Consider the following 25,834-nt stretch of genomic DNA (forward strand, 5'->3'; position numbering starts at 1 on the left):
CAACTTAGATCTCGTCCGCCGAGATCGTATCACCTATCTGGTACTCGTGATCCTCCACAGTGTAAATCTCGTAGACGCCGACCGGATCTCCGTTTTCGTCCAGTTCGCCGGGACCGCTCGGGCCGACGTAGTTGACGTCCTCTGAACTCCCGTCCTCAAGTATCTCTTTCGCTTCTTCGAACGAGTTTACTTCCTCGCCCGGTTCCCTCGTCACCTCCCGAATGTGCTCTGCGATCGCCTCGCCGGTGAACTCGTCGGCGGCTTCGATCGCCATTGCACCCCACATCAGGGCGTCGTACGTGTACGCCGAGTAGACGTTCGGATTTTCGTCGAACTCGTCGTTGAACCGCTCCTCGAACTGCGCGTATACGTCGGATCCCTCTGGCGGTCCCTCCCGCACTCCCTTGAGGGTTTCCTGGCTTCCTGGCTCCGTGTTTTCGAGGATAGTGTCGGCGATGGTGCTCTCGGCCCCGTAATACTCGACTTCCTCATTGTACCCCTGATCGTACGCGTCGTTGATCAGGACAGTCGCTTCGTCGGCGTACGTGGCGAGCAGCCACGCGGTCGCGTCCGTGTCGGCCATCTCGGAGAGTTCGGAGCTGTAGCTCGCCTCTCCGGGGTCGTGTGAGCTGTTATACGCGACCGTTCCGCCCATTTCGTTCTCGAAGTGCTCTTCGACCACCTGTCCCATCGCATCCCCGTAATCGTTGTTGATCCACGTAACCGCAATCGTGTCGTGACCATCCTCTGCCATCATGTTGGAGAGAACGGCCCCTTTGCCGGCCCCGCTCGGGACCGGTCGAAGCAAGTTCGGATAGTCGCTCACCGTTGCACCCGAACTGGACTGTGCGATATGTACGACATCCGTCCCATCGACGACGCTTTCGTGGATCGCGATCGAGACGCCGCTGCTAACTGAACCGTACAACAGCGGGACGTTCTCCTGATTGATCAGTCGCTGGGCCGCGTTGACCCCGGACTGATTCGAACTTTCGCTGTCCTCTAAGATGATCTCGAGTTCTTCGTTGTCCGATCCAAGTCCGACGTCGTTAATGTCTTCGAGTGCCAGTTCCCGGGCACGCTCGTTGTACTCACTGCCGTAGGGGGCTAACGTCCCGGTGAGTGCATCCACCATTCCGATGACATAGCCATCCGTCTCACCGTTATCTTGTAAGCACCCTGCCAGCGAACCAAACGTGACTGCACCTGCACCAGCTAGTACCGTTCTGCGCGCTAGATTATCGTCTACCATACACGTTATCATGGTAGTCATAGACAAACATATAGGTTCTGGTTCAGCACATCAACGCCGATACCTGTACTATTGATAGATTCTACAAATTATTTATCCATATTAGTTTTGATGGCATTGCTGGAAGCAATATTCTACGACAGGTGTTTGTTATCAGTGATGTGAATTGCCGTCAGCCACACCAAGAAAACCACGTTGGAGCAACTGGTTGCCATCTGTGCTGATCGACGGAAACAATTCATCCAGTCCGGACGACCGACCTCGCATTCTGATTTCGGCGACGTCACCCTCAATTCGGCTTCTCGAACGCTGGACGCTGAGTGAGTCGATCAGTTGACCGTATGTATCGCTTGGTTGCGTGCGTGTTTAGCAGCTTCAGCGACTGCTTCGGACAGCGTCGGATGTGTGTGAACGGTTCCGTACACGTCCTCGAGTGTGGCCCCCAACTCGATTGCGAGCCCGACCCCGGCAACGAGTTCCGATGCCTCACGACCGACGATCTGTCCCCCTAGAACGATCCCCGAGGGGTCGTCAGCGACGATCCGCACGAATCCGGTATCCGCGTCAGCTGTCAATGCACGGCCGTTCGAACGAAACGAGACCTCCCCAACGACCGGATCGAATCCCTCGTCGTACGCTTCGTTCGCTGTCAGCCCAACCGTCGCGATCTCCGGGTCGGTAAACACGGCGGCCGGAATCGCGTAGTGGTCGAGCGCCGCCGGCCCACCAGCGATGACGTCGGCAGCGACCACCCCTTCGGCGGTCGCCGCGTGTGCGAGCATCGGTTCGCCCGTCACGTCGCCGACGGCGAAGATGTGCTCCTCGGCAGTGCGCGCGCGGTCGTCAGTTTTGATGAATCCCCGCCCGTTGGTCTCGAGACCGGTGCTTTCGATCGACAGCGTGTTAGTAACCGGTTCGCGACCGATTGCGACCAGCAGCCGGTCAGTCCCGTACCTCGACTCATCTCCCGATTCCGTCTCAGTAACGACCGTCAGTTCGTCGGCCTCTCGGCGAAGGTCCACCGCTCGCTCACCGAAGTTGAACTCGACACCGAGGGCCTCGGTGCGCTCACGGACGACCCTCGAGATATCGTCCTCGAACGTCGGAAGGACATCCTCAAGCAGCTCCACGACCGTAACGTCGACGCCCAGTCTGGCGAACACGCTCGAGAGCTCCATTCCGATGTAGCCGCCGCCAATGACGACCAGGCGCTCCGGAACGGTGTCGGTCGCGAACGCGTCCCGAGCGCTCCAGATTGACTCGGTTTCGAACGCGAACCCGGGAAGTTCGATCGGCCGCGATCCCGTCGCAATGATCGCGTGTTCGAACTCGATACTTTCGGATCCCTGTCCGTCACCGCCGTGGGCGATTCGGACCCTGTTCAGTCCCTCGAACTGCGCGGTTCCATCGATGAGTGTTACGCCGTTCGCCGAACACAGCGTCTCGACGCCGCCAGTGAGTTGCGAGACGACGTCGTTCTTCCAGTCGAGAAGCTCCGGGAGGTCTACCGTGGGTTCGGCGTGGACCCCCATGTGTTCGCCGCCGCCCGCACGATGGGCGAGTCCGGTTGCCGCGAGATAAGCTTTCGACGGAATGCAGCCGTGGTTGAGACAGGTACCGCCATATGCCTCTTTCTCCACGAGAGTGACGTCGATATCGCGCTGTGCAGCCCGAATGGCGGCCGAATACCCGCCTGGTCCGCCACCGATGACGAGTAGTTCCGTGTTACTGATAATGTCTCCGACGACCATCTCAATCCTCCACCAGCAATAGCTGCGGTTGCTCGAGAGATCTCATCACGGTGTTCGTAAACTCGGCGGCGTCGGCGCCGTCGATCACGCGGTGATCGAACGAGAGCGACAGCGGAAGCGTCGGTCGGGCGACGACGTCGCCGTCTTCGACGACCGCTCGCTCGTCAATTGCACCGAGTCCGAGGATTGCAGTTTCCGGATAGTTGATGATCGGCGTCCCGTACTCGCCGCCGATCACGCCGAAGTTTGTGACGGTGAACGTCCCACCGGTCATCTCGTCGGGTGTCAGTTTGCGCGAGCGAGCGCGCTCTGCGAGGTCGTCGATCTCCTCGGCGAGCGATGCGATCCCCTTCTCGTCGACGTTCTCGATGACTGGCACCAGCAATCCGGCATCGGTCGCAACAGCGATACCGATGTGATACTTCCGTCGTATGCGAATCTCGTCGTCGTCCTCCTCGAGCCTCGAGTTGAGTATCGGATGGCGTTTCAGCGCCGCAACGACGGCTTTCAGAACGAACGGCAGGTACGTGAGTGACGCGCCCCGATCCTCAACGGCAGCCGTGAGCTGCGTTCGCGTGTCGACGAGTTCAGGGATAGTCGCCGTATCGTGATGGCTGACGTGGGGCGCGGTGAACTTCGACCGGGACATCCGCTCACCGATGGTTCGCCTGACGCCCTCGTACGGACGCGTCTCGATTGCGGCGTCGGTCTTCGTCGGGGGTGCAGTCGTCGCGGCCGGTCCCGTCCCGTTGTCGGCCGTCGCGGCTGTCGGTTGTCCGGTGGATGTGGGCCCAGTGGTGGTCGATTGGTCCTCAACGTAGCGCAGAACCTGCGTTTCGGACACGTAGGCCTCTCCGTCCCGGCGTTCCTCCGTCGGAACGTCGTCGATATCGATCCCGTTCTCGCGAGCGATCCGTCGCGTGTTCGGGCGGGCTAACGTAAGACTTCGGCCGGCCGCGGGGGCGGATTCGGTGGCGGCCACCTCACCCGGCGGTGCGTCGGACCCGACATCGCCGCCACTTGGCTGTTCGGTGCGGTGAGGTACCGTTTCCGTACTCTCCGACGCCGTCCGTTCTGGGGACGAATCGATAGCTGATCGAACGTCCGCTTTCGTGAGACGAGTCGCAGAGCGACCGGACGCGAGTGCTTTTAGGTCAACATCGTGTTCCCGAGCGTACCGGCGCACCGACGGCGGTGCGATCGGGCGGCCCCGCTCGCCGCGTTGCTCCCCGGTCGAACCGATGCGGTCACTCGCATCAGTATCAGCTGTCTCGACTGTCATCTCCGAGCGCTGTTCGCGGTCATCGACCGACTCTACCGAGTCAGGATCGTCTCTCTCGAGGTCGACTTCACCGACCCGAATCGTGATCAGTACGTCGCCGACGGGAACGACCTCCCCTTCCGCCGCGCGGAGTTCGTCGACGACCCCCGTGTACGGCGAGGGGACTTCGACCACCGCTTTGTCCGTCTCAACCTCAGCGACCGGCTGGTCTTCGGCCACCTCGTCGCCGGGTTCGACGAGCCACTGAACGAGTTCCGCCTCTGCGATCCCTTCGCCGACGTCCGGCAGGGTAAACTCCTTGCTGGTCATTGGCTGTCAGAACTCGACCGTCTCCCGGATGCCGTGTTCGATGCGAGCGGCACTCGGCAGGTAGTAGTCCTCGAGCGCGTACAACGGGAACGGGGTATCGTACCCGGTGATGCGCTTGATCGGTGCTTTCTGGTACAAGACGGCCTCATCTTGGATCGTCGACGTCAACTCGGCCGCCATCCCGCCCGTCTGGGGCGCTTCGTGGACAACGACGCCCCGTCCGGTGCGCTTGAACGCGTCGACGATCGTCTCCTCGTCCAGTGGATAGATCGAGCGCACGTCGACGACGTGGCAGTCGATGTCGTCCTCGGCGAGCGTCTCGGCGGCCTCGAGCGTCGGCCTGACCATCGCCCCCCAGGTGAAGACGGCGACGTCCGATCCCTCGCGGAGTACGTTCGCTTCGCCGATCGGTACGGTGTAGCGCTCGTCCGGAACCTCCCGCTTGAACGATCGGTAGACGAGTTTCGGCTCGAGGAAGACGACGGGGTCAGGGTCCTCGATCGCACTAGCGAGGAGCCCCTTCGCGTCGTACGGCGTCGACGGAACGACGACCTTGAGCCCCGGTTGATGGGCGAAGAACGATTCGGTGGATTCGGAGTGGTGTTCGGGGGCACGGATCCCCCCGCCGTAGGGGACGCGAACCGTCAGCGGACACGTAAAGCGTCCTCGAGATCGCGTTCGGAACCGCGCCGCGTGGTTGACCAGTTGATCAAACGCCGGATAGACGAACCCCATGAACTGGATCTCCGGAACGGGTCGAAATCCTCGTACGGCCATTCCGATCGACGTACCGATGACTCCCGACTCGGCGAGCGGCGTGTCCATCACCCGATCGCTGCCGAACTCGTCGACCAATCCCTCGGTCGCCCGGAACACGCCGTCGTTGTCGCCGACGTCCTCCCCGAGGACGAGGACGTCGTCGTCTCGTTTCATCTCCGTGTACAGTCCCTCTCGAACCGCCTGTACCAGCGTCAGGGTCTGGCTGTCGACCGCCGCTGGATCTGGTGTTGTGGTTGCCATTCGTTAGTCGCGCAGAAACGCTTCGTCACCGTACTGTTCGTGTAGTTCGCGGAACGCCGCCCGTTGCTCCTCGAGCCGGTCGGGAAGTTCGTCGAAGACGTGCTCGAAGATGTCGTCCGGATCCGGCTCGTAGGCCTCCGCGATCTCGACCGCTGACTCGATCTCTTCGGTGTTTTCCTCCTCGATCGCGTCGATCCGTTCGTCGCTCAACAGCCCGCGCTCGCGGAGGAACGTCTCCATCCGCGAGATCGGATCGCGCTCGCGCCACGGCTCCGTCTCGGACTCCTGGCGATAGTTCGAGGGATCGTCACTCGTGTTGTGAGCGCCAACCCGGTACAACAACGCCTCGACCAGGGTCGGACGAGGGGCGTCCGACTCGGAGTCACGAGCCGTCTCGAGCGCCTTCCGAGTCACCTCGTAGACCGCGAGCGGATCCATGCCGTCGACACGGACACCCTCGAATCCGTATCCCGACGCCTTCTGGGCGAGCGTCGACGCGGCGGTCTGTTTCTCGATCGGGGTCGAGATGGCCCACTGGTTGTTCAGACAGAAGAACACGTTCGGCGTATCGAAGACGCCGGCGAAGTTGAGTCCCTCATGGAAATCACCCTCGCTAGTCGCCCCGTCACCGAAGTAACAGACGACCGCACTGTCGTCGCCGTCCCGGAGCTTCGACGCCATCGCCGCCCCGGTCGCGTGAGGGATCTGATCGCCGATCGTGATACAGATCGGGAAGACGCTCGTGTCCTCCGGAACGACGCTGCCCTCTTCGTGGCCCATGTAGTACTGCAGGATGTGCTCGAAGCCGAGGCCGTGCGTGACCGTCGCCCCGTGGTCGCGATAGTACGGAACGATCCAGTCGTCGTCGCGCAGGGCGAAGGCGCTCCCCACGAGGGCGCCCTCGTGGGCGAGCATCGTCGAGTACGTCCCCATCCGACCCTGTCGCTGGAGACTCACCGCCCGTTCGTCGAACTGGCGACACAGCCGCATCTGTTTGTACATGTCGACGAAGACGTCATCGTCGAGGTCCGGCGGCGTTTCGCCGTCGAGCACTCGTCCGTCTTCGTCGAGGATCTGTTCCTCCGCTTGAAACCCGGGTTCGAAACTCATTGGTTGCTGATACTCTCGGTGTCTCCGCCGCCGTCGGTTGCGACCGCTGAGACGGCGGTCGAACTCCCGCTACTACTGTCGGTGGTTGAACTGCATGTGTACATTGTGTCTGAAATCGTTACCACTGGGGCTTTCGGGTCTCGTGGACCTTCTGGCGCATCGTTTTCATCGCGTCGATACGCTGCTGTGCGATATCGTTGGCGACTTCGTAGGTCGGGCGATCCTCCTCGTCGGCGCGGCGGCCGATCGTCAGCATCCGATCGTAGATGCCGTCGATCATGGCGCGCGCTCGCGTGTGCTTGTACCCACCCTTCCGAAGGAGATCGGTGTCGTCGATGGTTCGTCCAGAGTTGGCGAGATAGTCCGGTGCGTACAGGATCCCTTCCTCTTGAAGCATCGTGCCGTGGCGCTCCTCGTCGTCGAGTTGGTTGTTAGCCGCCCCACAGACGATGTCACACTGTAGCCGCGGAATCGTGTCGTCGTTCAACACGAAGCCGAGTGCCGACGGCGCGAACACGTCGCAGTCGATGTCGTAGACGTCTTCGGGGTCGACGGAACCGACGCCGTACTCGTCCTCGAGGTAGTCGATCTGTTCCTCGTTGATGTCCGACACCGTCACCTGCGCACCCCGCTCTTGGAGGTAGCGGACGATACTGGTCCCCATCTCGCCGACGCCCTGGACGGTCACGTGGAGGTCCGCGAGGTCGCGGTCGCCGCCGTACTCGAGTTCGCAACACGCCTCCATCGCCTTGATGACGCCGAGCCCGCCGCCGTGGTAGTCCTCGGGGTGGTCGAACTGTTCCGGAAGCCCGATGATGTAGTCCGTCTCGTCGCCGATCCAGCGCATCGCCTCCTGGTCGGTACCGACGTCGGCCCCGGTGACGAATCGGCCGCCGAAACTGTCCACCATCCGCCCGTAGGCGCGGTAGAGGTCCTCGCTTCGCTGGTCCTCGTCGTCTACCCAGATTACACCCTTCGCACCGCCCATGTTGATCCCGGAGATTGCGTACTTGTAGGTCATCGCACGCGACAGTCTGAGGACGTCGATGATCGCTTCCTCCTCCGATTCGAAGGCGTACCGTCGGGTCCCACCGGCTGCGGGTCCGAGCGTCGTATCGTGAATCGCGATGAATCCGCGAAGACCAACTTCGTCGTCACGGAACGCTTTGAACTCGTTGTGACTATGCTCGCCTAATAGCTTGTGAATTTCTACCATGCGGTGAGTACCCTATTGTCAGTACGTGGTTTTATAGATTTTGCAACCCGTGGCTTTCCGTGACACATCATCGTACGATTAACCCATATTTGGGAGTAAAAATCATACTGCTACCGGTCGAGGCGAAAGGCACTGGCCCAGACCGGATCCGACGATAGCATTTAGTGGGCAGGCAGTAACGATACCAACATATGTCGAACGATACGTTCGAAAGCGCGACGATAACGAAACGGGCGAACGTCTACTACGATGGCGACGTCACCAGCCGATCGCTGGTTACCGACGACGGCGTACGAAAGACCCTCGGGATCATGCACCCTGGCGAATACGAGTTCGAAACCGAAAACGAGGAACACATCGAACTGTACGCCGGTAGACTCACGGCCACGGTCGACGGCGAATCGACCGAGTACGAAGCAGGTGAGTCGTTTACCGTCCCCGCAGCGACGACGTTCGAGGTCTCGATCGCTGAACTCGTCGATTACTGCTGTACCTACGAGTGAGTGACTGAGTAAGGGCAACTACCGTCCCTTGCTTCCCCACCCGAACGCGAGCCAGCCACCATCAGCGTTGAGTATCTCGCCGGTCGTGTAGTGGTCGCCGGATGCGAGAAAGAGCGCGACGTTTTGCATCTCCTCGAGCGTGCCGAACCGATTCAGTGGCACCCGATGCTCGATGTGCTGGTCGTCGTACCCGTAGTACGGCCACTCGTCCTCGTCGAGGATGGTGTCTCGGTCGTCGCTGTCTCGCGTCTGTTCGTCCAACTGCGTTCGGATGAATCCCGGTGCGAGCGCGTTCACGTGGATATCGTGTTCGGCCAGTTCGACCGCCAGGTTCCTCGTCAAGTTGTTGACGCCGCCCTTCGACGCGTTATACGGGGACCGTCCCTGGATGCCGATTTTCCCGAAGATACTCGATATATTTATGATCTGTCCGCCGGTTCCCTGCTCGATCATCTGCCGTCCGGCCGCCTGTGCACCGTAGAAGACCCCGGAGAGGTTGACCTCGATTACGTTCTGCCAGTCCTCGGGGTCCATCTCCATGGCCGGTTCGATAACCGAAATGCCGGCGTTGTTGACCATAATATCGAGGCTGCCGTACTCATCGACGGCGGCATCGACGAGTGCCGACACCTCCTCGGGGTCGCTGATGTCGCCTTCGACGGCGATTGCGGAACCGCCGTTCTCGCGAATTTCCTCGGCAGTCGTTTCCGCTCGCTCCTGCGATCGGGAGTTCGTTACAACGTTTGCTCCTTCCTCAGCGAATCCAGTGGCGATTGCGGCGCCGATACCGCTACTCGATCCTGTAACAACCGCTGTCTTGTCCGCTAGCTTGCCAGACATACACATCCACAGTTCCCCCGAGGCCACATATCATTTTTGTCAAATGAGTATTATATCCGTGCGGGCCGTCCTCACGAACGTGGTTGACTGTGCAGTACGCAACTGGGACGCTGATTTCTGGTGCGGGACAACTCGCCTGAACCCGTGGACGATCCATCCCATGATGTGGGATAGATTTTTACCATCGCGGTTGTACTGTGGTACCATGGGCCAAAAAAGTCGGATCAAATCGGCTGAAACCACCCTACAGATACTTGAGACGATCAGAGAACTCGATGGGGCCGGTGTCGGGGAACTGGCCGCCGAGCTCGACCGACCGACGAGTACGGTTCACAACTATCTGCAGACCCTCGAGCAAAACGAGTACCTGGTCAAGGAAGACGATACTTACAGGATCAGCCTACGATTCCTCGCAGTCGGCAAACACATCGAGAATCGACTGACGATCCGCGAGATTGCAACGCCAGAGATCGACGAACTCGCAGCGCAGACGGGCGAACTCGCCAGTGTACTGGTCGAAGAACACAACAAGGGTATCTACGCCTATCTGCAAAGCGGCGACAACGCGCTCTATCTGGACGCCCATCCCGGAATGCGTACGTACCTCCACCAAACCGCACTGGGCAAGGCGATGCTGTCGGCATTCGACGAAGACCGAGTCGACGCCGTCATCGACGATCACGGGCTACCGAGTGCGACGTCGAACACGATTACCGATCGTGACGAATTAATGCAGGAACTCGCTGCGATTCGCGAACGGGGATACGCGATCGATCGCGGAGAACGGGTTTCGGGTATCCGCTGTGTCGCGGTTCCGATCACCCCGTCCGGAGACGATCCCTGTGGCGCAATCAGCGTCTCCGGACCGAGAAGCCGAGTCAAAGGAGAGTTCTTCGAGGAAGAACTGCCACAACTCGTCCAAGAAGCGGCAGATATCATCGAAATCAACCTTCGATTCTCGTAGCCGTCTCGTCCGATTGAGTTTCCGAATCGAAAACGCGATCGGTCAGAGCGTGACGATCACGTTCCCATTGTCCGTCACGTTTGCAGTCGTCTCCGGCGGCAGCAGCGAGGTACAGCCCGGTTCCTCGATGATCGCCGGCCCCTCGAGTCGCTGGCCGATCGAAAGTCCGGATCGGCGGTAGATCGGTGTGGCTCGGAACCCGCCCTCGAAGTAGACGTCCCGTTCAGTTCGAACGGCGTCGGCGTCTGCGTCGACGGATTGCGCTTCCAGCGGGGCCGTCTCGACCGTTCCGGTCGACCGAAGCGCGACGAGTTCGACGGGTTCGTCCGGCATCGAGTAGCCGTACAGTTGTTCGTGAACGTCGTGGAACCACTCGACGGTGGCCGCGAGTGTCTCCTCGGTGACCGTCTCGCCGGCTAGCGCCACGGTCCGCTCGTAGGACTGTCCCTCGTACCGAACGTCGATTGCGTGCTCGATGTCGACCTCGTCGCGCTCGAATCCCTGCTCGTCGAACCGGTCGACGAGCGTCGCTTCCATCGAATCGAACTGCGAGCGAGCGATTTCAGCGTCGGGTCGCGTACTGTGAGACGCCTGTGACTCGTCCAGTCGAATGTCCGCGAGCAACAGCCCCCTGGCGGAGAACACGCCTGGACTCTGCGGGAGCACGATCGAGTCCATCTCCATCTGCCACCCGACTGCGGCCGCCTGCAGCGGGCCGGCCCCGCCGAAGGCCGCCAGCGAGAACGACGCCGGATCCTGACCCCGTTCGACGGTCACCTTCCGAATCTGACGGCTCATCTTCGCGTTTGCGACCTTCAGGACGCTCATCGCGGCCTTCTCGAGGGACTCGCCGAGCGGATCGGCGATCTCGGTTCGGAACCGATCGCGGGCTCGCTGCGCCGCGGTCGACATGTTCCCCTCGAGGAACGCGTCGGGATCGATCCGACCGAGCACGAGGTTGGCGTCGGTGACCGTCGGCTCCGTGCCGCCGCGATCGTAACAGATCGGCCCCGGATCTGCGCCCGCGCTCTGGGGACCGACTCGGAGTCCGTCCCCTTCGTCGATCCAGACGATACTCCCGCCGCCGGCGCCGACGGTGTGGATATCGATCATCGGCGTGTTGATCGGCAAGTCGTTGATCTCGCCCTCGGTCGAGCGAACGATATCGCCGTCTTCGACGACGCTGACGTCGGTACTCGTGCCGCCCATATCGAGTCCGATGACGTTCCCGAGGGCCTCGGTCTGGCAGACGTCCCGCGTCGCGACCGCGCCCGCCGCGGGACCGGAGAGTACCGTCCGGATGGCGAACTCGGTCGCCTGCGTCGTGCCGAAGATGCCACCGCCCGAGTGCATGACGGTGAGCGGCACGTCGAGATCGCGGTCGACGATGCCGGTATCGAGTCGATCGAGGTAGTCCTGGATCCGGATTTTCACGGCCTCGTTGAGCACCGTCGTGACCGTCCGATCGTACTCGCGTCGCTCCGGGTAAACTGCCGACGAGAGCGCGTAGTCCAGTTCGGAATCGACCCGTTCGATGATCTCGCCGATCCGCTGCTCGTGATCGTCCTCGAGGTACGAGAACAGACACGAGACGACGATCGAGTCGACGTCCGCTTCGGCGAGCGACTCGGCGGCCGCCCGGGCCTGCGTCTCGTCGAGCGGATCGATGATCTCGCCTGCCGAATCGAGACGACCAGGTACCTCCCGTCGAAGTCGACGGGGAATCAGCGCGGGCGGTTTGTCCACCTGCAGGTTGTACAGCTCGGGACGGGTCTGGTCGCCGATCTCCAAGACGTCTCGCAGCCCCTCGTTCGTTATCAGTCCGAGGTCGGGGATATCGCCCTCGAGAACGGCGTTCGTGCCGACGGTCGTTCCGTGACTCAGGAACGAGACCGTCGACGGGTCCGTGTCCGTCTTCTCGAGGATCTTGTCGATGCCCGTCAGCACGCCCTCGTCGAAGTTCGGCGGTGTCGACGGCGTCTTGGTAATGTGTATCTCGCCCGTAGCTGCATCGTACAGCACCACGTCGGTGAACGTGCCGCCCGTGTCGACGCCGATACGGACCGTCATTCCGACTCACCTCCGTCAGCAGCGGCGGTGTCACGGAGTTCGCTTCGACGAGCCGCCGTCGCGTCGTTGTCGACGCTCGTCTCGTCGGTCAGTTCGACGCCGTACGCCTCTCGAGCCGCTTCCGGCGACACCTTCTCGTTCCGGACGTCCTCGAGGACGGCTTCCGGATCGCGCTCGAGCGGATTACCGTACCCGCCGCCGCCCGGCGTCTGGATGCTGACAACGTCGTCGGGGTTCAGTTGCGTCGTCGACTTGGACTCGAGTTCGACTTCGGCGTCGGTGTCGGGATTGCGGAGGAACCGGGACGGTCGTGCGCTCTTCCCGCCGAAGACGCCCCACGGCGCCGAGCGAGTTCGGTCGGTCAACAGCGAGAACGACGCGCTGTGATCGTAGAACTCGAGGTCGCGGCGGACGCCGAGTCCGCCGCGCTGTCGGCCCGCACCCGCCGAGTCCGAAATTAGCGCGTATCGTCGGACGTAGACCGGAAGCTCCGATTCTAGCTCCTCGATGGGACTGTTGGCCGTGTTCTGGAAGTGCGTCTGAACCGCGTCCATCCCGTCTTTCTCGGCGCGACCGCCGTAGCCGCCGGCGACTGTCTCGTAGTAGACGTACTCTGACTCGTTTCGCGGGTCGGTCCCGCCGTAAGCGACGTTACAGACCATTCCCTTCGTCGCGCCGATGGTCTCCTCGGGAACGGCGTCGGCGAGCGCTTTGGTAACGAGATCGCCGGCGCGCATCGGAATCTCCCAGCCGCCGGCGACCGGAGCGTTGTCGGAGGGATTGACCATCGTTCCCTCGGGCGTTATCACCTCGAACGGGCGGTAGAACCCGTCGTTCTTCGGGAGGTCGGTGCCGATAAAGGCCATAACGACCGACATCGTCCCGGCGAAGATCATCGCGGGGGTGCAGTTCAGTGGCCCGGTGTTCTCCGCAGCCGTCCCGGTGAAATCGACCGTTATCTCGTCGCCGTCGACGGTGATGGCCATCCGGAGTCGGACCGGTTCGTCGACGATGCCGTCACCGTCCATGTAATCCTCGGCGGTGTAATGACCGTTTGGGAGGTCGGAGATCGCCGCCCTGACCCGCCGCTCGGTGTAGTCGAGCAGTTCGTCGAGATACGTCGTGAGTTGGTCCGCTCCGTAGGACTCGTACAGCGCCGTGAACCGCTGCTCCCCGATGCGGTTGGTTCCCAGTTGTGCCTGGTAATCGCCGCGGCGCATATCCGGCCGGCGAACGTTCCGGAGGATCAGCGACAGGATCTGCTCGTCGTAACTCCATTCACGGACCGCTCGAACGCCGGGGATGATAAGCCCCTCCGCGTACAGCTCCGTGCTGTCGTTCGGAATGCCACCCGGCGTCCCGCCGCCGATATCGACGTGGTGGGCGGAGTTCGCGGCGTAGCCGACGATCTCGTCGTCGTGGAACAGCGGCGAGATGAGCATCACGTCCGGCAAGTGAACCGCTCCCTTGTCCGGGTCATTGATGAGGATTCCGTCGCCGGGCTTGAGGTCGTCCTCCCAGTCGGGGACGTTCTTCGGAATAACGGAGACCAGTGAGCCGATATGCTGTGGCGCGATATCGTGCTGTGCGATGTGACGCAAGTCGGCGTCGAACAGCGCGCACGTGTGGTCGCGTCGGATTTTGATGTTCGTCGAGTAGGCCGTCCGCTGGAGGGTAACGCCCATCTCCTCGACGATACTCTTCAACGAGTGACGAAATATTTCTAGTTCGCCCGTATCTACCATACAATCACTTCCGAGTCTCGTCTCATAAAGATGCGGGCGCCAACCGGATGGGAAAGACCCACAGTCCCGTCCGAAATGGGCGACTCACTGCTATTCGAAACGGGCGATTCACTGCTCACTCGGCGGCTCGGTCCACTCGGCGCCGTTGTCCTGTGGATCGTAACCGAGAACCTCGCGATTGTGCTCAAGGTCTACCCACTTCCCGTCGTTGTCGCTGACCCCCCAGAAGATGTCGAACTCGACGGTCTCGTCGGTGAGACAGCGCTCGACGAGATCGCCGAGGTCGCGATGGGAGAGCCAGGTCGCTTTCAGTCGCTCTGCCATGTACTTGTAGTCCTCGCTGTCTCGGTCCCACAGTCCGGCCTCGACGCCTTCCTCTGCGAGTCCGTATGGGTGGTCATGAGTGTCGTCCCGGACACTCTTGATGCGAAGCGAGTAGAACCGACTCGGATACTCCCGCGTGTTGGTCATAAAAGCCGGGTGGACCGATCCCAGCGGGCTCTCGTGGCTCTCGACGTAGAGTCGGCCGAGGGCCTCGCCGAACACCTTCGAGAGCCCGTAGAACGAGTCAGGTCGGACCGGCGTCTCGTGATCGAGCGCGAGATCGTAATCGGAGTCGTAGAGCTCCGGCGCGAGGTTGAGTTCGTACATCCCGACCGTGTGAATCGACGAAGCGAAGATGAACCTCTCGATTTCGGCATCGGCGACCGCTTCTAACACGTTGTACGTGCCGATAAAATTCGTCCGAAGGATCTCGTCCCACGCGCCGCTCAGATCGACCAGCGCCGCGAGGTGAATCACTGTATCGTGGCCGTCGAAGTGGGGTCGAATGTCGTCGTACTCGGTGATATCTGCGACGACCGTTTCTCGCTCGGGATGCTTCGTGACGTCGAGACACGTGAACTCGAACTCGTCTCGATCACCGAGCCGGGAGAGAATCGCCTCACCGACGGTTCCGTTGGCACCTGTGAGTAGTATCTTCATCCTCCTAAGAAAAGGGGCCGTGGACCGACAAATACGTTCGGGTCGTCTCCATCGCCGGGTCGACCGGTTCACTGCCTCGACCGGATCAGTACGGTGGGAACCCCGGCCAGGCGACATCCGGGTTGGTCCGAACGTCGAGGACGAGCGGGACTGACGGCTCCGATTCACAGTACTCCTCAAGGACGTCGAGTTCGAAGTCGAACGCGTTTTCGGCCTCCTCGATCGTCGTCGCGACTCGAGTCGCTCGATTCGCATCGACGCTTACTCGGTCGACCAACGCCTCGACAGTCGCGAACGCATCTCACAGTAACGCGACAGTCGGGTCGCGGTATCGCCCCAAACGTTCATTACAGCTGTTGTGGTACCAATGGACATGGATGGCAGCAGTTCACAAGAATCTTCCAGATACAGCAATGGTAATTCCATCGTTCCGCCACTGAGCGATTGCACGTCAGTCAACGGTCTATCTGTCGGTAACTGTGTCCCTGTACACCAACCCACCCAAACGGCAGATGTCAATCACACGGCTGAGAACGTTACGAGGGTCGAGAACGCTTCGTCGAGTACCGAGGTGACCACAACGTGACATCCTCGAACCGCACGGACCAGTGGATTCTCGATGCAGTCGACGCACTGAAGCAGGCCGACGTGGAGGTCGTCGCTCACTTACCCGATTCGAAAATCGGACCCCTTATCGAAGCTATCGAGTCCGACTCGGCATTTGAAACGGTACAGGTCGCTCGCGAAGAGGCTGCAATAGGTGTCCTTACGGGCGCGTGGGTTGGCGGAGCACGCGGGGCATTGCTCTGTCAATCGAGTGGACTGGCAAACGCCATAAATGCAATCGGATCGCTCGCACTCCCCGCTCGCACACCCTTTTTCGCTGTCGTGACCCGCCGCGGGAATCTCGGCGAATTCAACGTCGCACAGGTGCCCGTTGGCTACAACATCGACCGTATTCTCGACGATTTCGGCGTCCGCAACGACACGGTAACTGAGGCCGACGACGTTGGACACCGTATTCGGTTAGCTGCAGAGTCGGCATTCTCGACGGCGACGCCGTACATCATCCTCCTCGAGCAAACAGTAACCGGGAGTAAATTAGAGGGGCTGTAGCATGTCGGACGGTACTCCCAAAACTGCCGATCAGATCGCGTGTACCCGGCGACTTCTTGACGTGACACCGGATGCCGTCCTCGTCTCGAACCTCGGCGTCGCTTCGTACGTCCTAGCAGGCGTCGCTGACCGGGAACGCAACTTCTACCAGTGGGGAAGCATGGGTGTCACGATGCCCGTCGGATTAGGACTCGCGCTCGTCTCCGACGAGCACGTTACGGTCCTCGAGGGTGATGGATCACTACTGATGTCACTGGGTGAGCTTACGACAGTGGCCCAGCACAACCTCGACAACCTTACTGTGGTCGTCTGGGATAACGAGACGTATGCAACCACCGGTGGCCAACCGACTCGTTCGTCGGCCGTGGACTTCGTCGGTGTGGCCGAAAGCTGCGGCGTTCACGCAACTGAAGTTCACAGTACCAATGCGTTTGAGACCGCGTATCGAAACGCAATCACAACCGATGGAACCTCGATGATTGTCTGTCGTGTCGATCCCGTCGATTCCGATGATCGGCCACCAATTGACTATCCAGCTATTGCCCGCCGAGTTCGTGATACTATCGCCGACGACCCGATTCGATAAGTATAAATAAAGAGACAATATTCTACAACATAGCGCAACTCAGTGGAGCCGATTGTTTTAAACTATCAGTGTAGAATCTATTCACCGATCGAGAAACAAAAATGAACAGGGGAAAGTACAATCTGGGACAAGAGCTCGATATAGAGCGCAAGGGGTTTTGTTTCCCTATATAATAATTGGAAATATCTCGTGTCGTACAATGTGGTTGGAGGAACCGACATAATGGGATAATCATCCCAGCCATATTAATTCGATACTGAATATCGGTTTTTTCATACCCGGCCGCACCACCCATTACAATTGTATGGGTGTAAATAACGAAGGAGACAGCTATGAAATAGATAGGTACCACGGTCCGAATGAAGAGCCAGCGTACTCGAAATATATATATATATATATATATATATATATATATTGGCTCTCTGACATCCAACTCGTACAAAGCAAAGGTGACACCTCATTTACAATAATCGCTCTTGGGTAGAGGATTGTTGGTCAGTTCTCTGCAGTAGCTAGAAGTCGTAGCGGGCAAGGATGGCGCGTTCGCGCCACCCGACAAACGATGATTCCAATCCAGACGTCCGTCTCGGAGCGTCGTGCCGCGAACCTGCTGGCACAGGTTCGCTGGCGTAACGGTGTCTATTGTCCGCGCTGCCGTGCCGAATCACGGATTCGCTATCGAGTGTTCCAGCGGTATCTCTGTAAGAATTGCGACCGCACTTCAATGATCAGACCGGTACCGTCTTCGAACACTCGGAAGTTGCACTCAAAAAATGGTTCTTCGACGTCTATGCCTATATCCGCTTTAACACGAGTCTCAGACAGCTAGACGTCGAGATTGAGTCTCCTACAAAATGGTCTACCGGCGCGTCCAGCGTTCGCAGGAAGCGCTGGACGCGCCTCGACCACAGCTTGAAGGGCCGGTCGAAATCGATGAACTCTACGTGAAAGCCGGACTCAAAGGCCGCGAGCACGCGGTCGGTCGCGCTCGCGTGGTCTGTCCACGCGCGGGAGAGATTCGTACGATCAGAACAAGCCATCTGTGTTTATTCTGGCTGATTGCGGCTCCGGCGACCGCTATGTGCTGCCAGCGAAAGCCGCCGATGAATCGACGATTTAACTTCTCCTTGCTTATCGCAATGAGGAGTCGCTCACTGTCTATACTGATGACTTTCGAGCGTACGACTCACTGGACGAGGACGACGCATTTGACCGCGAATACGTCGTCTACGGCGACGGTGAGTACGCTGGCATTGTTCAGATTAGCTGGTTCCAGCAGTATGCGTAGCTCTGCAACCATGTTTCAGCGGTTGCCGGATCGGCGTTTCTGAAACAGTTTCCAAGCTGGGAGGTACGTCGTTTTATCTCTCTGAAGAAACGTTCGACAGCATTCCGATTTCCGTGTTTTTCGTATTGAAATCGGAACCCGAGATGATGGAGTGCAGCTTTGAGCCACGGTGCTGAATCGACGAGAAACACAGCGCCTTCGACATCATGTTTCTCTCCGAGTTCGTGTAGAAACATCTCTGTGAGTGCGGTTGTACGCGTTGAATAGAGCTTGAGGTGGAGGAATTCGTTGGTTTCGGGATCGATAGCAGCGAACAGCCAGTAGCGCTGATCAGTGAGTTGGATCACGGTTTCGTCAAGCGCAACGAGATTCGGCTGTTTTCCAGTAGTCGGCTGTAAATCGGCTTTCTGGACCCAATTATGAATCGTCGATCTCGCCCGTTCGACACCGTACCTCTCTAAGACAGAAACAGTATCTAAAAGTGATAATTCGCTCAGGTGGAGCTGGATACTCAATCGCATTAGCTCGCGTGGTGTCGCCTCGCGCTCCACAAAATCTAATTGAACGCCGCTACTAGAACCATTGAGGCGGGTGAATTCTGGCATGGATACCTAGAATTCTGACCGCCTCGCTTTTCAGACCGTATCTGAACAGCGCCCTTCGAGAGATGCAAGCAATTCTTCACTATGATCTGGTCGAAGTAGTAGGAACCGTCAAAACGTATAACGTCTAGCGCGATATTTGATCCTCAGCGAGCGAGCGCGGTCCTCGTGGTTACTCCAGTCAGGGCGGTCCGGCGATCGTCCGAAGAGTCGCGGACGCCCGTGATTCTGCTAGTTCAGCGTGAATATAGTCTAAGCCAGCGGAAACCACTCCCTGATTGTTTCGTAGAGTGGGTCAACAGACGACTCGATTCATCGATGCGAGAGCTCAGTCCGATACGAAAATGCTATCGGGCCGTACAGATGTGCTACGCCCTCACGCGAACCCATTTGCTCACCTGCTAGCTATTCCATACAGTCAAGTCTCTTCCTATCGCCGCCTACCTATAGCTCGACCGCTTCTTTTGCGCTACGGGTGACAACCTTTTCTTGTTGGCTAATAGTTCATGTAGACTGTTTTGGTCGTTGTGAAGAAGTCAAGGCCGACATCGCCCTGTTCGCGGTATGTATTCGTCGAGGATTTCTTGTAACCTCCGAAGGGAACGTGTAACTCGAGTCCAGTCGTTTTCTCGTTGACCTTCGCGACGCCGGCTTCGATCCCGTCGACGAACCGATTGGCTTCGGTCAGATCAGCCGTAAAGATACTCACCGAGCGACCGGTCCTCGCCGAGCGCCTCGTTCTCGATCCGGTTCGTATCGCAGGTGATCTGTCATCGTGTGATAGCAGAAGTTATTGGACACGGGATAACTGATGCATTCGCCCAACGATCAACGGGCCCCTTCTGTGCAGCGAATCAGCGAACCGGCGGAGCTAGCGCCGGTCAGCGGTAGCTACGAGAACTTGGTGTTGAGTTCGATTACGTTTGCGGCCCGCTGGACGCTCTCGGCGAGTTCTCCGTGCAGGTAGTCGTCCGTAATTCGACTGACCGGTCCCGTGATACTGATCGCGCCGAGGACGGTCTGTCCGTTTCTGATGGGTGCGGCGATACAGCGCAGCCCCTCGATGTTCTCCTCGTCGTCGATCGCGTACCCCCGCTCGCGGATCGTCTCGAGTTCGTCGAAGAGGTCGTCAGGATCCATGATCGTTTTCGGCGTCTTCGGCGTGAACGTCGCGTTGCTGATGATCTCTTCCTGCCGCTCGGCGGGGAAGTACGCGAGGATCGCCTTCCCGAGCGACGTCGAGTACATCGGCTGCTTCCTGCCGGCGCGCGAGATCGTCTCGACCGCTTGATTCCCGCGGGCCTTGTAGAGGTACGAGACCTGGTCGTGTTCTTCGAGGCCGAACTGGACGATCTCGTCAGTCTCGTCGGCCAGATCGTCGACTTCGTCGACGATCACGTCGTAGTTAGTGACCTGACTGCGCACGTCGTTAGCCATGTCCAGCACTTGGAGGCCCAGGCGATAACCGTCGCCGTCGCGGACAATGATCTCCTGGCTCTCGAGGGTTTTGAGGTGGCTGTGGATCGTGCTCTTCGAGTGGCCGAGTTCGTCGGCGAGCTCGGTCACGTTGGGGCGGTCGTTCTTCCGAATCGCGTCTAGCACGGTGAACGCGATCTCGACTGATTGGATCCGGCGTCCCGCGCGTTCGTTTGGGGCGTTTACCATATGCCACTGTCAGACGTCTCGAACACATAAGTTTGTTCCCCAGAGGGGAACTACTGATGGCGGAATATGCCGACACGTGGACCGCTGCGACGGCGCGGCTGACAACGATGGCCATCGTCGGTTAGCGTTCGATAGTGTAGTGTATCACTCAGTCAGAGCGATAATCCGGCCTGTAAATCACACTTACCGGCTCCGCGAGAGACGCCTCTAGCCTGAATTCAGTATTTCCCACACGCGAACGCGGCTGATGGCCATATTCACGAGGGTTAGAGCCTGTGAGTGAAGTATTCGAGATTGAGAATTTCAATCATCGAATCCACGCACCCATATTTACAATCGTATGGACGTCAATATTCCCTCACATCCATTACGAAAGTACTTCTGTAAAATTCGGCGAGGGGGAACCAAGCACGACGAACGGTCGGCGAACAGCGGTGTTGAGTCGGTTAACCATCGCTATCGACCTCCGGTAGTATGAGAAACCGCGTTGCTATGAGAGCGAACGAACGACCCGATCGGTGGCGTCGTCCACAATTCGCCGGCAAGTGGGTTCGGTATCGAAATCGCGGACCGAGAAGTCGTCTGGTGGCGTATCGGCGTCTGACGGTATACAGCGGTGACAAGCGCAACTGAGTCCGATTCGGGCGATCAGGAGGGACTTGTGTCGGGATCTTCAACGGTTCGAGACCATTAGGCGAGCCACTCGTACAGTCCATCGTCGGGCACTGAAACGAGTGGCTCGTGACCACGAGATCCAGATAGCCGCTGACGTCATCCTGACTGTCGATGATCGCTTCAAGAATTATTTCGCGGCGTCGAGAGCCTGTGTCCGGTCGTCTCGTTTTGCCTGGAACTCATCGCCACGTCGCTTCGCATCACCTATATAAATTAGTAGCGTTCGTGCTGTCGATTTCTTCGCGGCTCGGGCGCGACAGAAGTCGCTAGTATCGCCTCAAAACTAACATTAATATAGACAAGGCCGGAATGACTGGCACGAATGCCGACAGCGCACCGTAACTACGTCGACGGAGAGTGGGTAGAATCGAGTTCCGGAGACACGTTCGAAGTACTGAATCCCGCGAACACAAACGAAGTCGTCGGGGAGTTCCAGTCGTCGACGGCTGAAGACGCCGAGGCGGCCGTCGAGGCCGCGGTCGCCGGCAAAGACGAGTGGGCGTCGACCCCCGGTCCCGAGCGCGGTACGATCCTCAAGGAGACGGCACAGATCCTCGAGGATCAGAAGGACGAACTGACCGAGACGCTGACCCGAGAGGAGGGGAAGACGCTCGACGAAGCCGGGGGCGAGGTCCAGCGTGCGATCGACATCTTCTACTACTACGCACAGAAGGCTAGCGACCTCGGCGGCACCGTCAAGTCCTCCAGCAGCACGGACACGGAACTCTACACCAAGCGCGAGCCGCTCGGCACTGTCGCGCTGATCACACCGTGGAACTACCCCATCGCGATCCCAGCCTGGAAGCTCGCACCTGCGCTGGCGGCCGGCAACACCGCCGTCATCAAGCCCGCCTCGGCGGCGCCGACCGTCGCCTCGAAGCTGCTCGAGGCGCTCGACGAAGCGGGACTGCCCGACGGCGTCGCGAACTACGTCACCGGTTCCGGGAGCGAGGTCGGCAGCGTGCTGACCGACCACGAGGGCGTCGACGCCGTCTCCTTCACCGGGAGCACGCAGGTCGGAACCTCGGTCGCACAGGCCGCCGCAGACGACCTCAAACGCGTCCAGTGTGAGATGGGCGGGAAGAACCCGACGGTCGTGATGCCCAGCGCCAACGTTGACGAGGCGGTCGATATCGTCGGAAGTGGCGCGTTCGGCGTCACCGGTCAGGCCTGTACCGCCTGCTCCCGGGCGATCGTCCACGAAGACGTCTACGACGAGTTCGTCGAGGGTGTCACCGAGTACGCCGAGTCGATCGAGATCGCCCCGGGCGTCGAGAACGCCGATATGGGTCCTCACGTCACGCGCAGCGAACTCGAGGGCACCCTCGAGTACGTCGAGATACCCGACGAGGAGGACGGTGCGACCCTCGAAACGGGCGGCGAACGGCTCACCGGCGACGAGTATGACGACGGCTATTTCGTCGAGCCGGCGGTCTTCTCTGACGTGACCAGCGACATGCGCATCGCTCAGGAGGAGGTCTTCGGTCCGGTGCTGGCGGTGCTGAAGGTCGGGAGCTTCGAGGAGGGCCTCGAGGTCGCAAACGACGTCGACTACGGCCTCTCCGCGAGCATCGTCACGCAGGATCTCACCGAGGCCAACGAGTTCGCCGAGAGCGTCGAGTCGGGCGTCGCGAAGGTCAACGAGAAGACGACCGGGCTCGAGCTCCACGTCCCCTTCGGTGGCTACAAACAGTCCTCGACGGACACCTACCGCGAACAGGGCGACGCAGGCCTCGACTTCTTCACGTCGACGAAGACGGTCTACCTGAACTACTAACCAGTCGTCGACTCGTTCCAGAGGCCGCATTTCGATTTCGGTTCTTTTCGGCAATCGGGGTATCGTTCATGAGGTAAGTCGGCGTGACAGTTCTGAGCTGGCTGAGTCGGAATCGGTCGCCGACCTTGATCTCCTCGATAATATCTACTCGAACATCGATCGTCGCGGTTTTCGAGAGTGAATGAGGATGCAGTCAGCGTTACGTAGTTTCTGAGGCTCTACCTCGCCGTCCATCATGATGCGGCCACAGTGCCACACGAGAGTATGCCGATGTCGAAAGCAGGATGCGGATCGTTCAGGTGGCAGTCTTTGGTCCCGCGAAGATCACCGAGAAAACGACGGGACTCGAACTTCACATTCCGTTCGGCGGCTACAAGAACTCCTCAACAAACACGTACCGCGAATAGGATGGTGCTGGATTCGAGTTGTTTACCAGACGGAAACCACTATATAAATCACTGAACGATTCGAACGCCAATACTGCGAGTACGACTGATCGTTCCGTCACTGTAACTGCCGTTTTTCACGCCTGGTTCCCCACTTGACCGCCGAAGTTGTATTGGATACCAATTAGCAATCAGGCGTAGCGATTTCTTTTGCCTGGTCCTCGAGAACTGTCTAAAAGCCGTAACTTAGTGCTTATTTTGCGGGCTGAATCACCGTAGGCGATGGTTTTATGCTATTTCAAGAGACTAATGTATCTATGGCATTGTCTGCCGATCAGGTGCAGGAACACCTATGTGGCGTCGCCGTCGGTCTCCTCACTCCGTTCGACGAGGAGTTCGAGATTGAACACGAGAAAATCGCACAAAATGCGACCGCTCTGTACGAGGAGGGTATACGAACGTTTCTTGCGACTGCGAATATCAGCGAGTACCACTCGTTATCCCAGAGAGAGCGCATAGAGACAGCCGAAACGGCTGTCGAAGCACTCCCGTCAGATGCCTGTGTTCTCGCGGGTGTCGGCGGGAGTACTGTCGATGCTCGGGAACTCATTCAGGAGTACGAGCGAATCGATGTCGATGCGATGATGGTTATGCCACCGGATCACACCTACATTCACGAGGAGGGGCTTCTCGAGTATTATCGCAAACTCGGAGCGAGTACTGAACGCCCGCTGGTCCCGTATGTCCGTGGATTCAACCCATCTATAGAGTATCTCGGAAAGCTAACTCGAATCGAGAGCGTCATCGGGATCAAGTATGCACTGAAAGATCCGGTGAAACTTGGTGCCGGAATCGCAGCCGGTGACGATGATGTCGTCTGGGTCAACGGCCTCGCCGAACCGTTTGCAGTTGCATACTGGGCAGAAGGTGTCGAAGGGTTCTCCGCCGGGGTGAGTAACTTCCGCCCCGAAGTCGGGCTGGAGTTGTTCGACGCGCTCTCTAAGGGGGACTGGGGCCGGGCACGAGAACTCCGAAATATCTGTCTGCCCTATCAGAACCTCCGCGAGGAGTGCGGCCATGACAACGAAATCCCGGGTGCTGTCAGTGTCCCCGTGGTGAAAAAGGGACTCGAACTTGCTGGCCTTCACGGTGGGGAAGTCCGCGAACCGATTCGTTCGCTGCCCGACGAGATCGAACGCGAGGCTGAGAAACGCTACAGCGAACTTGACGATAACATTGACCGTCTGATCGAATAAGACGATACATTCGTCGATTTTCGTTACTGGGCGCTCTGTATCGGCGAGGTACTTCCTGTAGAGATGCATCTGCAGAATTATCAGCCGATATATACTGCCCTACCACCACTCGAAACGGCCGTATGAGAACGGGAGAGCCCGTTAGAAGAAGTAGTTCTTCGGAAGATAGGTCGAGACTTCCGGCACGAGTGCGACGATCAGAATAACGACCAGTAGGGGAATATAGAACAGAACCATCGCACGCATAACGGTCTCGAGCGAGGCGTCGGTCACCTTTTCTAGAACGAAGAGAACGGATCCTAGCGGAGGCGTCACGACACCGGTCATAAGCGAGAGGATCATCACGATACCGAAGTGAATCGGATCGATCCCGAGCGTCCCGATGATCGGCATCAGGATCGGGACCATGATCATAATCGTCGCAGTGATGCTCATGAACGTTCCAATGAGCATGAACAGCGGGACGAAGAGCAGGATCGCGACCGTTGGATCCGTCGTGAATCCCATAATCGCATCGGTTAACAGGACGGGGATCCGGAGCTGCAACGCGACGAGACCGTATAGCATCGCTAGGGAAATAATGAACAGAATGGAGAACGTCTCGACCATTCCGTCCTGGAATTCCTCGAGCAGAACCGTTCCGTTGAGCGAGCCCTGATAGAAGCCTAACGCAATCGCGTAGAGGACTGCAACCGCACCTGCCTCCGTCGCGGTAAACATACCAGAGAGAATGCCGCCGACGATGAAGACTGGAATTATTAGCGCGGGTAACGCGTTGAGGAACTCCTGCCCGATCACCCGCAGTCCCACGGCTTCGCCTTTCCCGTATCCCTTCCATCGAACAACGAGATACGTGAATACGGAAAGAACTCCAGCAAGTAGCAGCCCGGGCACGATGCCGGCGAGGAACAGCGCCCCAATGGACTCTTCTGCCAACACGCCGTACAGAATAATTGGAACACTCGGCGGAATGATCGGGCCAATAATCGATGATGCGCCAGTAACACCGATTGCCGTCTTTTTATCGTATCCCTGATCACGCATCGCGTTGTACTCGACTCGGCCGAGCCCTGCAGCGTCAGCGACTGCCAATCCGGACATTCCGGAGAAGATGACACTCGCACCGATATTGACCTGTGCGATGCCGCCCCGAATCCGGCCGAATACGGCGTTTGCGAAGTCGAAGACTTCCGTGGTCATGTCCGTTCTATTCATCAACCGGCCTAACATGAGGTAGAACGGAACTGCGAGCAATGTAAACGAGTTCAGGCTGTGCATCAATTGATTCGACATCAGGCCGTAATTGAGGGGCGGACCGAACGGGGAAAGCATGATGAGCACGCATGCGGATCCGATCGCGATCGCGACGGGCATGCCGAGCGAATAGAGAAGCAGCAATCCGCCGAGGAAGATGAGTGCGATCAGTAGCAGCTCCAT

At 59.1% G+C, this 25,834-nt stretch carries 20 protein-coding genes and 2 pseudogenes; 7 read left to right on the forward strand and 15 right to left on the reverse strand.

Annotated elements, in window-relative coordinates:
• Window positions 1-4: 4 nt before the first annotated feature.
• From ACSFC7_RS25185 to ACSFC7_RS25210, 6 genes are all read right to left on the reverse strand, one after another.
• Window positions 5-1,252, reverse strand: a complete 1,248-nt coding sequence (locus ACSFC7_RS25185) for an ABC transporter substrate-binding protein (RefSeq protein ID WP_436348664.1) — start codon at window positions 1,250-1,252, stop codon at window positions 5-7.
• A 329-nt stretch (window positions 1,253-1,581) separates the two neighbouring features.
• Window positions 1,582-3,003 carry a dihydrolipoyl dehydrogenase gene (gene lpdA / locus ACSFC7_RS25190; RefSeq protein ID WP_436348665.1) on the reverse strand — a complete coding sequence of 474 codons (1,422 nt, stop codon included), beginning with the start codon at window positions 3,001-3,003 and terminating at the stop codon, window positions 1,582-1,584.
• A 1-nt stretch (window position 3,004) separates the two neighbouring features.
• A complete protein-coding gene (locus ACSFC7_RS25195) occupies window positions 3,005-4,594 on the reverse strand; it encodes a dihydrolipoamide acetyltransferase family protein (RefSeq protein ID WP_436348666.1) in 1,590 nt (529 codons plus the stop codon).
• 6 nt (window positions 4,595-4,600) lie between these two features.
• Window positions 4,601-5,614: an alpha-ketoacid dehydrogenase subunit beta gene (locus ACSFC7_RS25200; protein ID WP_436348668.1), complete on the reverse strand. Its 1,014-nt coding sequence runs from the start codon at window positions 5,612-5,614 to the stop codon at window positions 4,601-4,603.
• A gap of 3 nt (window positions 5,615-5,617) precedes the next feature.
• On the reverse strand, window positions 5,618-6,724 hold the full coding sequence (gene pdhA / locus ACSFC7_RS25205; protein WP_436348669.1) for a pyruvate dehydrogenase (acetyl-transferring) E1 component subunit alpha: 1,107 nt from the start codon (window positions 6,722-6,724) through the stop codon (window positions 5,618-5,620).
• A 118-nt stretch (window positions 6,725-6,842) separates the two neighbouring features.
• On the reverse strand, window positions 6,843-7,940 hold the full coding sequence (locus ACSFC7_RS25210) for a Leu/Phe/Val dehydrogenase (protein WP_436348670.1): 1,098 nt from the start codon (window positions 7,938-7,940) through the stop codon (window positions 6,843-6,845).
• A 191-nt stretch (window positions 7,941-8,131) separates the two neighbouring features.
• On the opposite strand from ACSFC7_RS25210, the gene ACSFC7_RS25215 reads away from it, so the two are divergent.
• Window positions 8,132-8,443 carry a pyrimidine/purine nucleoside phosphorylase gene (locus tag ACSFC7_RS25215; protein ID WP_436348671.1) on the forward strand — a complete coding sequence of 104 codons (312 nt, stop codon included), beginning with the start codon at window positions 8,132-8,134 and terminating at the stop codon, window positions 8,441-8,443.
• An 18-nt stretch (window positions 8,444-8,461) separates the two neighbouring features.
• On the opposite strand, the gene ACSFC7_RS25220 is transcribed toward ACSFC7_RS25215, so the two are convergent.
• On the reverse strand, window positions 8,462-9,283 hold the full coding sequence (locus tag ACSFC7_RS25220) for an SDR family NAD(P)-dependent oxidoreductase (RefSeq protein WP_436348672.1): 822 nt from the start codon (window positions 9,281-9,283) through the stop codon (window positions 8,462-8,464).
• A gap of 205 nt (window positions 9,284-9,488) precedes the next feature.
• Here ACSFC7_RS25220 and ACSFC7_RS25225 point away from each other — a divergent pair, with 205 nt between their 5' ends.
• A complete protein-coding gene (locus ACSFC7_RS25225; RefSeq protein WP_436348673.1) occupies window positions 9,489-10,247 on the forward strand; it encodes an IclR family transcriptional regulator in 759 nt (252 codons plus the stop codon).
• Between the two features lie 42 nt (window positions 10,248-10,289).
• On the opposite strand, the gene ACSFC7_RS25230 is transcribed toward ACSFC7_RS25225, so the two are convergent.
• The 4 genes from ACSFC7_RS25230 to ACSFC7_RS25245 form a co-directional block, all read right to left on the reverse strand.
• Window positions 10,290-12,317: a hydantoinase/oxoprolinase family protein gene (locus ACSFC7_RS25230; RefSeq protein WP_436348674.1), complete on the reverse strand. Its 2,028-nt coding sequence runs from the start codon at window positions 12,315-12,317 to the stop codon at window positions 10,290-10,292.
• Window positions 12,314-14,062: a hydantoinase B/oxoprolinase family protein gene (locus ACSFC7_RS25235; protein WP_436348675.1), complete on the reverse strand. Its 1,749-nt coding sequence runs from the start codon at window positions 14,060-14,062 to the stop codon at window positions 12,314-12,316. Before ACSFC7_RS25235 ends, ACSFC7_RS25230 begins: the two co-directional genes overlap by 4 nt.
• Before the next feature lie 108 nt (window positions 14,063-14,170).
• Window positions 14,171-15,046: an NAD-dependent epimerase/dehydratase family protein gene (locus tag ACSFC7_RS25240; RefSeq protein ID WP_436348676.1), complete on the reverse strand. Its 876-nt coding sequence runs from the start codon at window positions 15,044-15,046 to the stop codon at window positions 14,171-14,173.
• An 85-nt stretch (window positions 15,047-15,131) separates the two neighbouring features.
• Window positions 15,132-15,323 (reverse strand): hypothetical protein, encoded by a 192-nt coding sequence (locus tag ACSFC7_RS25245; RefSeq protein WP_436348677.1) that lies wholly within the window; start codon window positions 15,321-15,323, stop codon window positions 15,132-15,134.
• A gap of 305 nt (window positions 15,324-15,628) precedes the next feature.
• Here ACSFC7_RS25245 and ACSFC7_RS25250 point away from each other — a divergent pair, with 305 nt between their 5' ends.
• The 3 genes and pseudogenes from ACSFC7_RS25250 to ACSFC7_RS25260 form a co-directional block, all read left to right on the forward strand.
• Entirely contained in the window at window positions 15,629-16,162 is a 534-nt protein-coding gene (locus ACSFC7_RS25250) for a thiamine pyrophosphate-binding protein (RefSeq protein ID WP_436348678.1), read from the forward strand.
• Window position 16,163: 1 nt separating this feature from the next.
• Window positions 16,164-16,748, forward strand: coding sequence for a thiamine pyrophosphate-dependent enzyme (locus ACSFC7_RS25255; protein WP_436348679.1), 585 nt, complete (start codon window positions 16,164-16,166; stop codon window positions 16,746-16,748).
• A 562-nt stretch (window positions 16,749-17,310) separates the two neighbouring features.
• Window positions 17,311-17,997, forward strand: a pseudogene (locus ACSFC7_RS25260) (IS1595 family transposase); the annotation flags it as partial.
• A gap of 8 nt (window positions 17,998-18,005) precedes the next feature.
• Here the strand turns inward: ACSFC7_RS25260 and ACSFC7_RS25265 are convergent.
• From ACSFC7_RS25265 to ACSFC7_RS25275, 3 genes and pseudogenes are all read right to left on the reverse strand, one after another.
• Window positions 18,006-18,641: an IS6 family transposase gene (locus ACSFC7_RS25265; protein WP_436348680.1), complete on the reverse strand. Its 636-nt coding sequence runs from the start codon at window positions 18,639-18,641 to the stop codon at window positions 18,006-18,008.
• A 493-nt stretch (window positions 18,642-19,134) separates the two neighbouring features.
• Window positions 19,135-19,356: pseudogene (locus ACSFC7_RS25270) on the reverse strand (aldehyde dehydrogenase family protein); the annotation flags it as partial.
• 173 nt (window positions 19,357-19,529) lie between these two features.
• Window positions 19,530-20,303, reverse strand: a complete 774-nt coding sequence (locus ACSFC7_RS25275) for an IclR family transcriptional regulator (protein ID WP_436348681.1) — start codon at window positions 20,301-20,303, stop codon at window positions 19,530-19,532.
• 997 nt (window positions 20,304-21,300) lie between these two features.
• Here ACSFC7_RS25275 and ACSFC7_RS25280 point away from each other — a divergent pair.
• Both ACSFC7_RS25280 and ACSFC7_RS25285 read left to right on the forward strand, forming a co-directional pair.
• Window positions 21,301-22,755 carry an aldehyde dehydrogenase family protein gene (locus ACSFC7_RS25280; protein ID WP_436348682.1) on the forward strand — a complete coding sequence of 485 codons (1,455 nt, stop codon included), beginning with the start codon at window positions 21,301-21,303 and terminating at the stop codon, window positions 22,753-22,755.
• Window positions 22,756-23,458: 703 nt separating this feature from the next.
• Window positions 23,459-24,397, forward strand: a complete 939-nt coding sequence (locus tag ACSFC7_RS25285) for a dihydrodipicolinate synthase family protein (protein ID WP_436348684.1) — start codon at window positions 23,459-23,461, stop codon at window positions 24,395-24,397.
• A gap of 141 nt (window positions 24,398-24,538) precedes the next feature.
• Here ACSFC7_RS25285 and ACSFC7_RS25290 read toward each other — a convergent pair whose 3' ends face one another.
• Complete coding sequence (locus tag ACSFC7_RS25290; protein ID WP_436348685.1) at window positions 24,539-25,834, reverse strand: TRAP transporter large permease; 1,296 nt, start codon at window positions 25,832-25,834, stop codon at window positions 24,539-24,541.

The sequence above is a fragment of the Natronorubrum halobium genome (assembly GCF_051351675.1).
Taxonomy (GTDB): Archaea; Halobacteriota; Halobacteria; order Halobacteriales; family Natrialbaceae; genus Natronorubrum.